Origin of the sequence: Salipiger bermudensis HTCC2601 (assembly GCF_000153725.1) — a bacterium.
In the GTDB taxonomy this organism is placed as follows: Bacteria; Pseudomonadota; Alphaproteobacteria; order Rhodobacterales; family Rhodobacteraceae; genus Salipiger; species Salipiger bermudensis.
Map to the genome: position 1 here is coordinate 1389661 of NZ_DS022276.1, position 14494 is coordinate 1404154.

A 14494-nucleotide genomic window follows, 5' to 3' on the forward strand; every position below is an offset into this window, starting at 1 on the left:
GTGTATTCCGGGACAAACCCTTACAGCCCCCTGCCGGTTCCGAGTGACCTCGCGTCTTGGCGATCACGCCAGCCGTCCTCGCCGAACTGGAAACTGCGGGAGCCAGCCGGGACGAACTGCTCGCCCCGCGCCACCATGCGCGTGACCTTGGCCTCGTCGGCGTCAAGATCGAGCACCGCGAAATCGTTCTCCTGCCCGCGCAACCGCGTCGACAGTCCGGTGCCGACATGGATCTGCAGAACCTGCGCACCGTGCTTGCGCGACAGGAAAGGCTCGGCCCGCCAACGGTGAAGGTGACCTGAGAGCAACAGATGCGCGCCGCACTCCGCCAGTTGCTCGATGGCCTTCTCGGCCTTGGGCATCAGGCTTTTCTTCACGTCCTGGTCCTGCTCGAACGGGTGGTGCGCCAGCACCACGCGGATCGCCTCGTCGCTGTCCGAGAAGATCTTGCATGCGTTGCGCATCTGCCGCCAGCGGATCCGTCCACGCTGCCAACGGTACTGATCGACGGTGTTCAAGCCGACCGCCACAAAGCCGTCGCCGCGATGAACCGGGAAGAGGTCGTTGCAGATATGGTCTCTGTACCGCCTGAAAGGCCGCATCAAGCGCAGCCAAAGATTGTCGAGCGAGATGTCGTGATTGCCCGGCACCGCCAGCCAGGGCGCCTCGAACCGGTCGAGGAAGGCGCGCGCGTCGCGATACTGGCTGTTGCGCGCACGCTGGGTGAAATCGCCTGTCACCGCCACGAGATCCGCCTGCGTGGCGTTGACCGCATCGACCAGAGGGTCGAGCAATTCCACATCGGTGCGACCGAAGTGCAGGTCGGAGATATGAACGATACGGGTCATTCGGTGGCCCGGCCCTCCGGCACCATCACCCGCAGCGGCGCATCGCGCAGACGGATGCGGATCGGTGTCTCCATCAGGGCCTTTTCGCCATCCCGCGCCACCAGCGTGCGCTTGCGGCCGGTGTGGATGGTGATGTCACGCGCGGTTTGAAGATCGAAATCAGAGCCCTTCTGCGCCGCGCCGCCGGCCAGTTTCAGGGCCGTGCGCACCAGATCGATGCTTCGCTCGCCCTTGGCGGTGAACAGTGCGAAACGCCTATCGCGGATCGCATCGGCCCCGTCGAGGTTGAAGCGCTCAAGCTGATAGGCGCTGTTGGCCACGAAGGCGAGCGGTGTGCGCAGTTTCATCTCGCGACCATCGAGCGTCAGCCGGAGCTTCAGCGGGCGGCGGAACCCGGTCAACGCCAGAAGCACCGACCAGTAAGCCGCGAGCCGCGACCGGCCCCAGCGATTGTAGATGCTCTCGCGGCGATGCAGGATCAGCGGATAGACTCCGAGGCTGGCATTGTTGAGGAAGACCTCGCCATTGACCTCGCCCAGCGGCATGTCGTGCAACCTCCCCGAGGCGAGCACGTCGATGGCGCCTTCCATGTCCTCTGGAATGTCGAGACCGCGCGCGAAGTAGTTGAAGGTGCCCTGCGGGATCACCCCCATCGGCACGCCCGCATCATGGCTGGCGGCTGCCACAGCGGCGATGGTGCCGTCGCCCCCCGCCGCGACCAGCATGTCTGCGCCGCTCTCCTCAAGCGACTTTCGTGCGAAGGCGACCATGTCGTCGCCACTCTCCGGGACCGCGATTTTCGAGCCTATACCCGCCTCATCGAGCAAGGCAGAGAGACGAGCGTGCCGATCGCCCTCGGCATGATCGCCGGAGCGTTCGTTCAGAATGATACAGACGTTGCGGACGGCAGGCACCGTGACCTCCACTTGAAACCGTTGGTCAACGCCCCGGGTTAAGGCCGGTTCCCCTGCCCAGAGAAAAGGCAAGCCGGGCCGTCTCGCGGAAATTTCAGTTTCGGCAGGGCGACGGAATGGATCGAATCGTCTAGCATCGACCACTCACCGGTGGATCGGAGGAGGGTCTGCCGGGCCTACAGCACAGAGGATACCGACAGAACATGGCTCATAGCCCAGTTCCCCGCAGCGCCGTAATTGTTGCGCATGGCAGCCCGTCAGACCCGGAGTCGCAGGAGGTGGCGCTCCGCGCTCTGGCGAGCAGCGTCGAGGCCCACATGGACGGCTGGCGGATCGGCAGCGCGACACTGGCCGCGAAGGGCCGGCTTGAAGCCGAGATCGGCGAACTCGGGAGGCCTCTGATCTACCCGTTCTTCATGGCGCGGGGCTGGTTCACCGGGCAGGTGCTGGCCAAGAAGGCGCGCGAGCTCGGCCTGCGGATGCTGGAGCCGTTCGGTGTCGAACCCGGGCTTGTCGCCTGCGCCCGGACCGAGCTGCATGCGCAGCTCGCGCAGAAGGGCTGGGAGGCGTCCGAGACCGCGCTGGTGGTCGCCGCGCATGGCAGCGCGATCTCGCGCACCAGCGCCGACAGCGCCTACGGCTTTGCGCGAGCGCTGCATTCTGGGATGGGCTTCACCGCAACACGCACCGGGTTCATCGAACAACCGCCGTTTCTCAAGGACGTGGCGCAAGGGCTGGGTCAGGCGATCTGCCTGCCCTATTTCGCGCAGCAATCGGGTCACATGGAAGACGATGTACCCGCCGCGCTCGCCGCCGCCGGCTTCGACGGTCCGATGCTTCCGCCCTTCATCGCCTGGACCGACACACCGGCCCTGATCGCCGGCAGCATCGAGCGGCAGGGCGCCGCGCTCGTAACCGAGGCATCCTGAGCTCTCGCTCTTATCAACCCACGCAAAAGGGCCGCCCAATCGGGTGGCCCTTGGCATTTCCGGCTCGGAACCGGCTCAGAAGTCGAGGTTCTCGACGCTGAGCGCGTTCTGCTGGATGAACTCGCGGCGCGGTTCGACCACGTCGCCCATCAGCTTGGTGAAGATGTCATCCGCCTCGGTCATGTCGTCGACGCGCACCTGAAGCAGCGTGCGGGCGTCGGGATCGAGCGTGGTTTCCCAGAGCTGGCCCGGGTTCATCTCGCCCAGACCCTTGTAGCGCTGCAGCGACAGACCCTTCTCGCCCTCTTCGAGGATCGCCTCAAGCAACCCGAGCGGGCCATAGATCGCCTGACGGCGGTCCTTGCGCTCGAGCACGGCGGGCGTGGCGTACACGGTCTGCAGCGCCTGCGTGAAGCTGCCGGTCTTGCGCGCCTCGCCGGACCGGAGCATCGGGCCGTCCAGCGTGCGGACTTCCTCGACCCCGCGCAGGATGCGCGCGAGGCGAATGCCGCGGTCCTGGGTGATGCGGCCCTGCCATCCCTTCTCGTATTCCAACGCGATCAGATCGAGCCGCTCGGCCACCTTGTCGGCCACGCCCTGCAGGTCGCTCTCGACCGCGCCGGGCACGAAGGCCCCCGCCACGGCGGCCTGTTCGAGGATGTGGCGCGGGTAGTGCGTCGGGAAGGCGTCGAGCACGCGCTTGAGCTGACGCGCCTCGTCGATCACCCGGACAAGATCCTGCCCGGTGATGACCTCGCCATTGCCGAGCGTCAGATGCGCCCCGTCGACCCCCTGCTGGATCAGATAGTCGTCAAGCGCCGCCTGGTCCTTGACGTAGACCTCCGAGCGGCCGCGCGCGACTTTGAAGAGCGGCGGCTGGGCGATGTAGAGATAGCCACCTTCGATCAGCTCCGGCATCTGCCGGTAGAAGAAGGTCAGCAGCAGGGTGCGGATGTGGGCACCGTCGACGTCGGCGTCCGTCATCAGGATGATCTTGTGATACCGCAGCTTGTCGATGTTGAACTCGTCCCGGCCGATGCCGGTGCCGAGCGCCATCACGAGGTTGCCGATCTCCTGGCTGCCGAGCATCCGGTCGAAGCGCGCGCGCTCGACGTTGAGGATCTTGCCCTTCAGCGGCAGGATCGCCTGGGTGCCACGATCCCGCCCGGTCTGGGCCGAGCCGCCGGCGGAGTCCCCCTCGACGATGAACAGCTCGGTCTTGGACGGGTCCTTCTCGGAGCAGTCCTTGAGCTTGCCGGCGAGGAAGTTGACATCCATCGGGTTTTTACGGCGCGTGAGCTCGCGCGCCTTGCGCGCAGCCTCGCGGGCGAGCGCCGCCTCGACGATCTTGCCGACGACCATCTTGGCCTCGTTCGGGTGCTCTTCGAACCACTCGGTGAGCTTCTCGTTCACCAGGTTCTCGACCGCCGGGCGCACTTCGGACGACACCAGCTTGTCCTTGGTCTGGCTCGAGAACTTCGGGTCGGGCACCTTCACCGACAGCACGCAGGTCAGGCCCTCTCGGGCGTCGTCGCCGGTGAAGCTGACCTTTTCCTTCTTGGCGATGCCGCTGTCGGTGGCATAGCGCGTCAGCGTCCGGGTCAGCGCGCCACGGAAGCCGGCCATGTGGGTGCCGCCGTCGCGCTGCGGGATGTTGTTGGTGAAGGGCAGCACCATCTCGTTGTAGCTGTCGTTCCACCACATCGCGACCTCGACGCCGATGCCGTCCTTCTCGCCGGTCATGTAGATCGGCTCGGGCATCATCGGCTGCTTTGAGCGGTCGAGATACTTGACGAACTCCTTCACACCGCCCTCGTAGTGCAGCTCGGTGTGCAGCGGCTCGGCCGGGCGCTCATCCTCGAGGATGATGCGCACGCCGGAGTTCAGGAAGGCGAGCTCGCGCAGGCGCTTTTCCAGCGTGGCAAATTCGAAATCGAGGTTCGAGAAGGTCTCGGTCGAGGCGAGGAAACGGACCTCGGTGCCCTGCTCGCCCTCGGCATCGCCGACCACGCGCAGATGCTCGACCGTCTCACCGTGCGAGAACTTGGCGTAGTGCTCCTTGCCGTTGCGCCAGATGCGCAGCTCGAGCCAGACCGACAGTGCGTTCACCACCGAGACGCCCACGCCGTGCAGACCACCGGAGACCTTGTAGGAGTTCTGGTCGAACTTACCGCCGGCGTGCAGCTGGGTCATGATGACCTCGGCCGCCGAGACGCCCTCTTCGGCATGCATGTCGACCGGGATGCCTCGGCCGTTGTCACGCACCGAGACCGAGTTGTCGGCATGGATTTTCACGCGCACGAAGTCGGCATGACCGGCCAGAGCCTCGTCGATGCCGTTATCCACGACCTCGTAGACCATGTGGTGCAGGCCCGAGCCGTCATCGGTGTCACCGATATACATGCCGGGGCGCTTGCGCACTGCCTCCAAACCCTTGAGAACCTTGATGGAATCCGCGCCGTATTCCTGCGGAGCGCCTGCCGGTTCGGCCATGTAGCCATCCTCTGTCTTGTTTGGGAATTTTATAGGTGAGAAGCGCTGCCTTGTCACGCAGATGACACAAGATTTGGTGTCAGATCGGCAGGTTTTCAACGACTGATTGCCCGGCCTCTTCGGTGACCTGAAGCCGCTGCGCGCGATCGCCCAGCTCCGCGAACAGTTCCGGCCCGGTGCCGGTCATCCAGGCCTGCGCACCGAGGGCGCAGATCTCGTCATAGAGCGCCGCGCGGCGGCCCGCGTCGAGATGCGCCGCGACCTCATCGAGCAGCAGGAGCGGTGGTGCACCGATCTCGGCCGCGAGCGCCCGTGCATTGGCAAGGATCAGCGAGATCAGCAGCGCCTTCTGCTCGCCGGTGGAGCAATCCGAGGCCGGCACCCCCTTCGCGGCAAAGACCCCGTAAAGATCCGACCGGTGCGGCCCGACCAGCGTGCGCCCGGCGGCCATGTCGCGAAAGCGCCCCTCGGCGAAGACGGCGCGCAGATCCTCCTCGGTCTCGGGAATGTCGGCCTCGGTGGAGACCAGCGCGAGATCGGCGGCCGGAAAGCTGGTCTCCGCCCCATCCTGCGCGCGGGCCAGACGCGCCAGCGCCGCCTGCCGGTTCTGCTGGATCAGCGCGCCGCTCTGCGCCATCTGGGTCTCGAGCGCGGCATACCAATGCGCGTCGCGGATCTGCTCCTTGAGCAGCCGGTTGCGCTCGCGCATGGCCTTCTCGTAGGTCAGCGAGGCGTCGGCGTGATCGGGGAAGAAACTCAGCGTCATGCGGTCAAGAAAGCGCCGCCGGCCCTCGGGAGCCTCGATCCACAGCCGGTCCATCGAAGGGATCAGCCAGAGCACCCGCGCGATGCGCCCCAGCGCCGTCTGCGGCGCGGGCTTGCCGTCGATCTCGACCTGCCGCGAGCCACCGCTTTCCGAGCGCACCGAGATCTCGCTCGCGCCCTCGGGTCCGTGCAGCACCGCGCCGATCTTCCAGCCCAGAGCCTCGGGCCGTCGCGTCATCTCCTGCGCCGAGGCGCGCCGCATGCCGCGCCCGGGCGACAGCAGCGAGACCGCCTCGATCAGGTTGGTCTTGCCCGCGCCATTGGGCCCAAAGATCGCCACGGGCCGGGCATCGACCTCCACCGCCGCGCGCTTGTGCGAGCGGAAATGCGAGAGCGTCAGACTGGAGAGGTGGAGAGCGGTCACGGTCCGCTCTCCCTGTGCAGGTCAGGCCCGGTCAGGGTCACACGCGCATCGGCATCACGACGTAGACCGCGCTGGTGTCGCTGCCTTCGCGCATCAGGGTCGGGTCGCCGGAGGAGTTGAACATGAACACCGCGTTCTCGCGATCCACCTGGCTGGCGATCTCGAGCAGGTACTTGGCGTTGAAGCCGATCTCGAGCGGCTCGTCGCCATAGGCCACGGCGAGCTCTTCCTCGGCGGCGCCGCTGTCGGGCGCGTTGACCGACAGCACAAGCCGGTCCTCGTCGAGCTGCAGTTTCACAGCGCGCGACCGCTCGGACGACACGGTGGCGACACGATCGACCGCCTTGGCGAACTCGGTCGCGTCGACCTCGAGCCGGCGGGTGTTGCCGGTCGGGATGACGCGGGAGTAATCCGGGAAGGTGCCGTCGATGACCTTGGAGGTCAGGGTGATGTCGGGCGTCGCAAAGCGCACCTTGGTCTCGGACACCGACACGGCGATGTCCATATCGTCATCGTCGAGCAGCTTGCGAAGCTCGCCCACGGTCTTGCGCGGCACGATCACGCCGGGCATCGCCTCGGCGCCCTCGGGCACCGGCGCATCGATCCGGGCGAGGCGGTGGCCGTCGGTGGCGACGCAGCGCAGCACCCGGCCCTCTTCGCTGTCCGACACGTGCATGTAGACGCCGTTGAGGTAGTAGCGGGTCTCTTCCGTCGAGATGGCGAATTTCGACTTGTCGAAGAGCTTGCGCAGGGTCTCGGCCTTGGCGGAGAAGTTCGTCGCGTATTCCGACGAGGCCATGACCGGGAAGTCCTCTTTCGGCAGGGTCGCGAGGTTGAAGTTCGACCGGCCCGCGGTGACCGTGAGGCGCCCGGCGGCGCTGTCATCGGCGAGCTGGACAAGCGCGCCGTCGGGCAGCTTGCGGACGATCTCGTGCAGGGTCACGGCCGAAACCGTGGTGGCCCCGGCCCGCTCGACCTGCGCCGGGGCGCGGTCCAGAACCTCGATGTCGAGATCGGTGGCACGGAAGGTGACGGTGTCGCCCTCGGCCTCGATCAGCACGTTCGCGAGGATCGGAATGGTGTTGCGACGCTCGACAACAGATTGCGCCTGGCTGACTGCCTTGAGCAGCGTTGCCCGTTCGATACTGACTTTCATCCCTCACCCTCTCCGCCGTGCCGGAGGCGCAGCGTAGCGCCATGCGCAAGCTGCTCCAAGCCTTGTTTCAGCGATTGATCGGATTGTTTTACAGTGGCGTCAAGGCCGCGAGGCCGCGTGAAGGCGGCCCCGTTCGGTTGTGTTGTGTTCGAACCTCAGAAGGCCGTTTCAGGCCTCGAGCGCGCGGCGCAGAAGCTCGACATCGTCGGCGATCTGGCTGTCCTGCGTGCGCAGCTCCTCGATGCGCTTCACCCCGTGCATGACGGTGGTGTGGTCGCGCCCGCCAAAGCGGCGGCCAATCTCGGGCAGCGACCGGGCGGTGAGCTGCTTGCACAGGTACATCGCCACTTGGCGCGGCCGCGCAAAGTTGCGCACCCGCTTGGGACCGATGAGGTCGCTGAGGCGGATGTGGTAATGCTCGGCCACCTTGCGCTGGATTTCCTCGATCGAGATCTTGCGATCCGAGGCACGCAGCACGTCGGCGAGGCAATCCTGCGTCAGCTCCATGGTGATCGGCTGGCCGACCAGCGAGGCGAAGGCGAAGAGCCGGGTCAGGGCGCCCTCGAGCACGCGCACGTTGGTCGAGATGCGGTGGGCGAGGAATTCCAGGATGCCGTCATCGAGTTGCAGCGCGGGATACTGCTCACGATAGTTCTGAACCTTGGATTGCAGGATGCCGAGACGCAGTTCGTAGTCGGTGGGATGCAGATCGACCACGAGACCGGACTGGAGCCGCGAGCGGATGCGGTTCTCGAGGTCCTTGATCTCATCCGGGGCGCGGTCGGCCGAGATGATGATCTGCTTGTTCTGGTCAACCAGCGCGTTGAACGTGTGGAAGAACTCTTCCTGCGTGGAATCCTTGCCGGCGATGAACTGGACATCGTCCACCATCAGCACGTCGACCGAGCGGAACAGCTCCTTGAAATCCATCATCCGGCGCTCGCGCAGGGCCTGCACGAAGCGGTACATGAACTGCTCTGCGGAGAGGTAGAGCACGTTCAGGTCGGGCCGGTTGTTGCGCAGGTCCCAGGCGATGGCGTGCATCAGGTGGGTCTTACCAAGGCCCACACCACCGTAAAGGAACAGCGGGTTGAAGGTCACCTGGCCACCCTCGGCCACGCGCTTGGCCGCGGCATGGGCCAGCTCGTTGGGCTTGCCGACGACGAAGCTGTCGAAGGTGAAGCGGCCGTCGAGCGGCGCGCCGGGCAGCAGGTCGCTGTTGGCGGGCGCCGCGGCGGCCGGGGCCGGCTGCGCCTGCGCCGCCGGGCGCGGCTGCTGCTGGGCCGGGGCGGGCCGGGTGTCGGCATTGGCGACCTGAAACTTCAGCCGGCGCACGTCGGTGTCCATCCCCGACAGCTTGGCAAGAAGAATGTCCCCGAAGTTCTGCGACACGTAGGTGCCAATGAAGTTGGTCGGCACGTTGAACACGGCCACACCACCCGGCTCCACGCCGTGGAATTCCATGGGTTCGATCCAGGTCTTGTAGTTGTTTTCCCCGATCGTACTGCTCAGCTGGCTCTGCAATGCGCCCCACTGGTCTTTTGTCATTTGTCCCCGCTCCGAAAGCCTGACTGCCATTCATCCATCTCGTCATCTCGGGCGATCTGAGTGAGCCGCCCGGCGGACACATGTCATGCGGGAACAGGTCTCTGCCCCATGCCATGACGACATGGGCTGGAATGATACGCATTCCGGACGGACAACACCTCACCGCGCCCTTGGCATCCCAACCAAGGACTGATCAAAGTGAGCGCTGTCCGCGCATTTGTATACCTCGGACTGGCAGGGCAAACGCCCTGTTCTGGCGGCTGGTGCAGCAGACCGCCAAAGCGCAGTGCATACGTCCCAAAAAACACGGGCGTTGCGCTGCTTGCCTGTCCCCCCAAAGCAATGTGACTCGCTCGGTGAAATTAGCAATTTGGCGGGAAGCCCGGCAACCGAACTTAAATGTTGACTCAGAGGAATCCGAAAAAAGAATCTCCGATTTCAACGGATAGTATCTGGGTGAAAAAAAGGCACCACAGATTGTGGTGCCTTTTTATTCGTCTACAAATCCGGTGTGGCTTTTCAGCCCAGCGCTTTCACCCGCGATGCAAGGCGCGACATCTTCCGCGATGCGGTGTTCTTGTGGAACACGCCCTTGGTCACACCGCGCATCAGCTCGGGCTGTGCGGCCAGAAGAGCGGCCTTCGCGGCGTCTTGATCGCCCGAGGCGATCGCCTCTTCGACCTTGCGCAGGTAGGTGCGGATGCGCGAGCGGCGCGCCTTGTTGATTGCAAAACGCTTTTCGTTCTGACGGGCGCGCTTCTTCGCCTGGGGGGAGTTTGCCATGATGATCAGTCCTCTGTCTTCTGCCCCTCGCATGGGGGTCAACGGTATCCGGGTCGCGCAATGGCACTCTGACCCGGACAGGTGTCGCCGGACCGATTCTTGCCTGAGCGGGCATCACGCGCATGTAGCCGCGGCGCATATACCAAAACTTCGGTCTTGCAAACCCCTATGCGGGTCAAGACGGACCCGAAGGTCGCAGAATCGGCCCTGAGCCCCTATATTCGGGGTCCTGCCACCGCAGGACCGTTCATTCTGAAAGGAGGAATCAGAGATGAATGCGATGCAAATTTCGGAGTATGCACAATCGCTCTACCGCGCCCACGGTGACCGGGCAGAGGCCGAGGCGGCCCAGAAGGCCCGCACCTGCGAGGAGAGCGGCAACACGGCTCAGGCCGAGGACTGGCGCGCCATCCAGGCCGCGATCCGCAGCCGTCGTGGCGCACTTCAGGGCTGACGCCGCACCGAGGCCGAAACGCGAACGGCCCGCCGAGGGGCGGGCCGTTTTCTTGTTCTGAAGCTTGGGCTCAGCGGTCGCGGAACTGCGCGGTGCGCTTTTCCTGGAAGGCCGCCATGCCCTCTTTCTGATCCTCGGTCGCGAACAGCGAGTGGAACAGCCGGCGCTCGAACAGCAGCCCCTCGGTGAGCGTGGTCTCGTAGGACCGGTTCACCGCCTGCTTGGCCGCGATGCTGGCCAGCATGGACTTCTCGGCGATCTTCTCGGCCGCTTTCTTGGTCTCGTCCATCAGCTGCTTGGCCGGCACGATACGGCTCACCAGCCCGGCGCGCTCGGCCTCTTCGGCATCCATGAAGCGACCGGTGAGGTGCATGTCCATGGACTTGGACTTGCCGACATAGCGCGTCAGGCGCTGCGTGCCGCCGATCCCGGCGATGACCCCGAGATTGATCTCGGGCTGGCCGAACTTGGCGTTTTCGGCTGCAATGATGAAGTCGCACATCATCGCCAATTCGCAACCGCCGCCCAGCGCGTAGCCCGCCACCGCGGCGATGATCGGCTTGCGCACCCGGGTCACGGCCTCGGTCGCCGGCTCGAAGAAATCTCCGAGATACATGTCGACAAAGCTCTTCTCGGACATCTCCTTGATGTCCGCCCCGGCCGCAAAGGCCTTGGCCGAGCCGGTCACGATGATGCAGCGTACCTTGTCATTGGAATCCAGCTCGCCCAGCGCCTGCGCCAGCTCCTGCAGCAGGTGGCTGTTGAGGGCGTTGAGGGCATCCGGGCGATTGAGTGTGATCGTTGCGACGTGGTCATCTATTTCGACGATGATCGTCTCATAGGCCATGACTTCGGGCTCCCGTCCGTTAGCGTCAGACGGCAGCCTTACCAGCTTGGCCCTCGCAATCAAGTTATCTTTGGCACCGCGGGCAGTAGAACGAGGACCGCCCTGATTGAACCATCCGGTGTACCGTAGCGCCGCAATCGGGGGTCCGGCACGGCTGCCCCTCGCGCCCGTAGACATCGAAGCTGTGCTGAAAATATCCAAGCTCCCCATCGGCTTGGCGGAAGTCCCGCAGGCTCGATCCGCCTGCCGCAATGGCCTCTTCCAGCACCTCTCGGATCACCGGCACCAACGAGGCGATGCGTTTCTCGGAAATCCGTCTGACGCGACGTCCCGGATGAATTCCGCAGCGATAGAGCGCTTCGCAGACGTAGATATTGCCGAGGCCCGCGACGATTTTCTGGTCGAGCAGAGCCGACTTGATCGGCATGTTGCGCCCCGCCAGCGCCGCCACCAGGTGGGATTCGCTGAACGCGTTGCCAAGCGGTTCCGGCCCCAGCGCCGCGAGGAGCGGGTGGGCTTCGGCCGTGGCGGTTTGCATCAGATCCATCGCCCCGAACCGACGCGGATCGTTGAAGGTGACGCGGGCGCCATCCGCCATGTCGAGCACCACGTGATCGTGCTTTTCCGGCGCCGGATGGTCGTGCACGAAGCGCCCCAGAGCGTCGCCCGAAACCAGCATCCGGCCGGTCATGCCAAGGTGGATCAGCAGCGTCTCGCCGCTGTCGAGATCGCCGAGGATGTACTTCGACCGCCGCCGCAGCTGGAGGATCCGTGCCCCGGTCAGCCGCTCGGCCATGCGCTCGGGGAACGGCCAGCGCAGATCGGGCCGGTTGACCTGCGCCTGGGCGATGCGGTTGCCCTCCATCACGGGGGCGAGGCCGCGGCGCACGGTTTCCACCTCTGGCAATTCGGGCATGTTCTCTCCGGGTCACAGCGTCTTGTCGAAGGGCCGCATTGCAGCGCGCCCCCCGCGCCCTATAAGGAGATGCAGCAGCAAAACGGCAAGACCCATGACCGACGACACCCAGAAAACCACGCATTTCGGCTTCACCGACATCCCCGAGACCGAGAAGGCCGGTCGCGTGCAGGGCGTCTTCAACTCGGTGGCGTCGAAATACGACGTGATGAACGATGCCATGTCGCTTGGCATCCATCGGGTCTGGAAGGACGCGATGATGGACTGGCTGGCCCCGCGCCCCGGGCAGCGCCTGCTCGACGTGGCCGGTGGCACCGGCGACATCTCGTTCCGCTTCCTCAAGCGCGCCGGTCATGGCCACGCCACCGTGCTCGACCTGACCGAGCCAATGCTGGTTGAGGGCCGCAAGCGCGCCGATGCCGCGGCGATGGCTGAACAGCTCGACTGGGTGGTGGGCGACGCCATGGCGCTGCCCTTCCCCGACAGCACGTTCGATGTCTACACGATCTCCTTCGGCATCCGGAACGTCACCCGCCCGCAGGAGGCTCTGAACGAGGCGTTCCGCGTGCTCAAGCCCGGCGGCCGGCTCATGGTGCTCGAGTTCAGCCAGATCCCCAACGACATGATGCAGAAGGCCTACGATCTTTATTCCTTCAACATCATCCCGCGCATGGGCCAGATGATCGCCGGCGATCGCGACAGCTATCAATATCTTGTGGAATCGATCCGCAAGTTCCCCGACCAGGAGACCTTCCTCGGCATGCTGCGCGCCGCCGGGTTCGGCAACGCCAAGTACCGCAACCTGAGCATGGGCATTGCCTGCCTGCATTCCGGCTGGAAGATCTGAGCCATGCGCGGACCGCACAATATCTGGCGCCTGATCCGCACCGGCGCCACCTTCGAGCGCACCGGCGCCATGGGCGTTGTGCTCGACGCGTTCGACGCGCCGAAAGTGGTGCGCATCGCCTTCCGCACGCTGGTCTGGCCGTTCAAATGGACCGGCATCGAGGGCGATCCGTCGATGCCGCCCGCGCCCCGCGCGCTGAGCGCGCTCGGACCCGCCTATATCAAGTTTGGCCAGATTCTCTCGACCCGACCGGACGTGGTCGGTCAGGATCTCGCCAACCAGCTGCGGGTGCTGCAGGACAAGCTCCCCCCCTTTGGCATCGAACAGGCCGAGCGCCAGATCGAGGCCGAGCTTGGCGTGCCGGTCTCGGAGATCTTCAGCGAGTTCAGCGCGCCCGTCGCGGCGGCCTCGATCGCGCAGGTCCACAAGGCGCGCCGTGCCGATACGGGCGAGACCGTTGCAGTGAAAGTGCTGCGTCCGGGCATCGAGCGCGCCTTCCGCACCGATATCGATGCGTTCTACTTCGCCGCGGACATGATCGAGACGCTGGCCCCGGCCGCACGCCGGCTGCGTCCGCGCGATGTCATCTCGCATTTCGAGAGCGTGGTGATGGGCGAGCTCGACCTGCGGCTCGAATCCGCTGCCGCCTCGGAATACGCCGCCAACACCGCCGACGACGATGGCTTCGAACTGCCATCGGTGGTCTGGGGGCTCTCGGGCCGGCGGGTCATGACCATGAGCTGGGCCGAGGGTGCACCGCTGGGCGACAACGCCGCGCTGGATGCCGCGGGACATGACCGCGAGCGGCTCAGCGAGCGGGTGCTGCAGCTGTTCCTGAACCATGCGCTGCGCGACGGCTTCTTCCACGCCGACATGCATCAGGGCAACCTCAAGGTCGCGCCGAACGGCAACATCATCGCCTACGATTTCGGCATCATGGGGCATATCGACGAGTATACCCGACGGGTCTATGCCGAGATCCTCTACGGCTTCATCCGGCGCGACTACAAACGCGTGGCCGAGGTGCATTTCGAGGCCGGATACGTGCCCGCCGACCGCGATGTCGACGAGTTCGCCCGGGCGCTTCGGGCCGTCGGGGAGCCGATCTTTGGCATGGACGCAACGCGGATTTCGATGGCGCGGCTGCTCTCCTACCTGTTCGAGGTGACCGAGCGGTTCGGCATGCAGACCCGGACCGAACTGATCCTGCTGCAGCGCACCATGGTCGTGGTCGAGGGCGTCGCACGCTCGCTGAACCCGCGCATGAACATCTGGAACACCGCCAAGCCGGTGGTCGAGGACTACATCAAGACCTCGATCGGCCCGCGCGCCGCGCTGCGCGACCTCGTGCAGACCGCCCAGGTGCTTGGCCGCTTTGGCCCGCGCCTGCCGGGGCTGGTGGAGGCCGCGCTGATCCGTCAGTCCGAGGGCGACGGCGCCGCGAAACGCAGCTCATGGCGCGTGCGGCTCGGCTGGGGCGGTGCCGGTGCGGCGCTCGGGGCGGCGCTCATGCTTGTCTGGCATACGTTCGCCTGATAGATCGGCAGCCTGATCTCTTGGGGGAGGACGC

General features: G+C 65.4%; 13 protein-coding genes. 4 read left to right on the plus strand and 9 right to left on the minus strand.

The annotated features are described in order from the left end of the window. Window positions 1–20: 20 nt before the first annotated feature. Entirely contained in the window at window positions 21–848 is an 828-nt protein-coding gene (locus R2601_RS06615; RefSeq protein ID WP_007795466.1) for a metallophosphoesterase family protein, read from the minus strand. Continuing rightward, window positions 845–1774: a diacylglycerol/lipid kinase family protein gene (locus R2601_RS06620; protein ID WP_007795469.1), complete on the minus strand. Its 930-nt coding sequence runs from the start codon at window positions 1772–1774 to the stop codon at window positions 845–847. Before R2601_RS06620 ends, R2601_RS06615 begins: the two co-directional genes overlap by 4 nt. Window positions 1775–2040: 266 nt before the next feature. On the opposite strand from R2601_RS06620, the gene R2601_RS06625 reads away from it, so the two are divergent. Further along, window positions 2041–2691, plus strand: a complete 651-nt coding sequence (locus tag R2601_RS06625) for a CbiX/SirB N-terminal domain-containing protein (RefSeq protein ID WP_254656038.1) — start codon at window positions 2041–2043, stop codon at window positions 2689–2691. A 75-nt stretch (window positions 2692–2766) separates the two neighbouring features. Here the strand turns inward: R2601_RS06625 and gyrB are convergent, their stop codons facing one another. From gyrB to rpsT, 5 genes are all read right to left on the minus strand, one after another. Then, a complete protein-coding gene (gyrB, locus tag R2601_RS06630) occupies window positions 2767–5184 on the minus strand; it encodes a DNA topoisomerase (ATP-hydrolyzing) subunit B (protein WP_007795473.1) in 2418 nt (805 codons plus the stop codon). A 79-nt stretch (window positions 5185–5263) separates the two neighbouring features. Beyond that, a complete protein-coding gene (recF, locus tag R2601_RS06635) occupies window positions 5264–6373 on the minus strand; it encodes a DNA replication/repair protein RecF (RefSeq protein WP_007795474.1) in 1110 nt (369 codons plus the stop codon). A gap of 37 nt (window positions 6374–6410) precedes the next feature. Beyond that, on the minus strand, window positions 6411–7529 hold the full coding sequence (gene dnaN, locus R2601_RS06640) for a DNA polymerase III subunit beta (protein WP_007795477.1): 1119 nt from the start codon (window positions 7527–7529) through the stop codon (window positions 6411–6413). 168 nt (window positions 7530–7697) lie between these two features. Further along, entirely contained in the window at window positions 7698–9077 is a 1380-nt protein-coding gene (gene dnaA, locus R2601_RS06645; RefSeq protein WP_040544429.1) for a chromosomal replication initiator protein DnaA, read from the minus strand. A gap of 519 nt (window positions 9078–9596) precedes the next feature. After that, window positions 9597–9860, minus strand: coding sequence for a 30S ribosomal protein S20 (gene rpsT / locus R2601_RS06650; RefSeq protein ID WP_007795483.1), 264 nt, complete (start codon window positions 9858–9860; stop codon window positions 9597–9599). 271 nt (window positions 9861–10131) lie between these two features. Between rpsT and R2601_RS06655 the strand changes: the two genes are divergently transcribed. Further along, window positions 10132–10314 (plus strand): hypothetical protein, encoded by a 183-nt coding sequence (locus R2601_RS06655; protein WP_007795485.1) that lies wholly within the window; start codon window positions 10132–10134, stop codon window positions 10312–10314. A gap of 70 nt (window positions 10315–10384) precedes the next feature. On the opposite strand, the gene R2601_RS06660 is transcribed toward R2601_RS06655, so the two are convergent. Together R2601_RS06660 and mutM are read right to left on the minus strand one after the other, a co-directional pair. Beyond that, window positions 10385–11161: an enoyl-CoA hydratase gene (locus R2601_RS06660; protein ID WP_007795488.1), complete on the minus strand. Its 777-nt coding sequence runs from the start codon at window positions 11159–11161 to the stop codon at window positions 10385–10387. 64 nt (window positions 11162–11225) lie between these two features. Next, entirely contained in the window at window positions 11226–12077 is an 852-nt protein-coding gene (mutM, locus tag R2601_RS06665; RefSeq protein WP_007795491.1) for a bifunctional DNA-formamidopyrimidine glycosylase/DNA-(apurinic or apyrimidinic site) lyase, read from the minus strand. Window positions 12078–12171: 94 nt separating this feature from the next. Here mutM and ubiE point away from each other — a divergent pair, with 94 nt between their 5' ends. Both ubiE and ubiB read left to right on the plus strand, forming a co-directional pair. Next, complete coding sequence (ubiE, locus tag R2601_RS06670) at window positions 12172–12924, plus strand: bifunctional demethylmenaquinone methyltransferase/2-methoxy-6-polyprenyl-1,4-benzoquinol methylase UbiE (RefSeq protein WP_007795494.1); 753 nt, start codon at window positions 12172–12174, stop codon at window positions 12922–12924. Window positions 12925–12927: 3 nt separating this feature from the next. Continuing rightward, the gene (gene ubiB / locus R2601_RS06675) at window positions 12928–14460 is read left to right on the plus strand and encodes a 2-polyprenylphenol 6-hydroxylase (RefSeq protein ID WP_007795500.1); all 1533 of its coding nucleotides are present in this window, start codon (window positions 12928–12930) and stop codon (window positions 14458–14460) included. Window positions 14461–14494 lie beyond the last annotated feature (34 nt).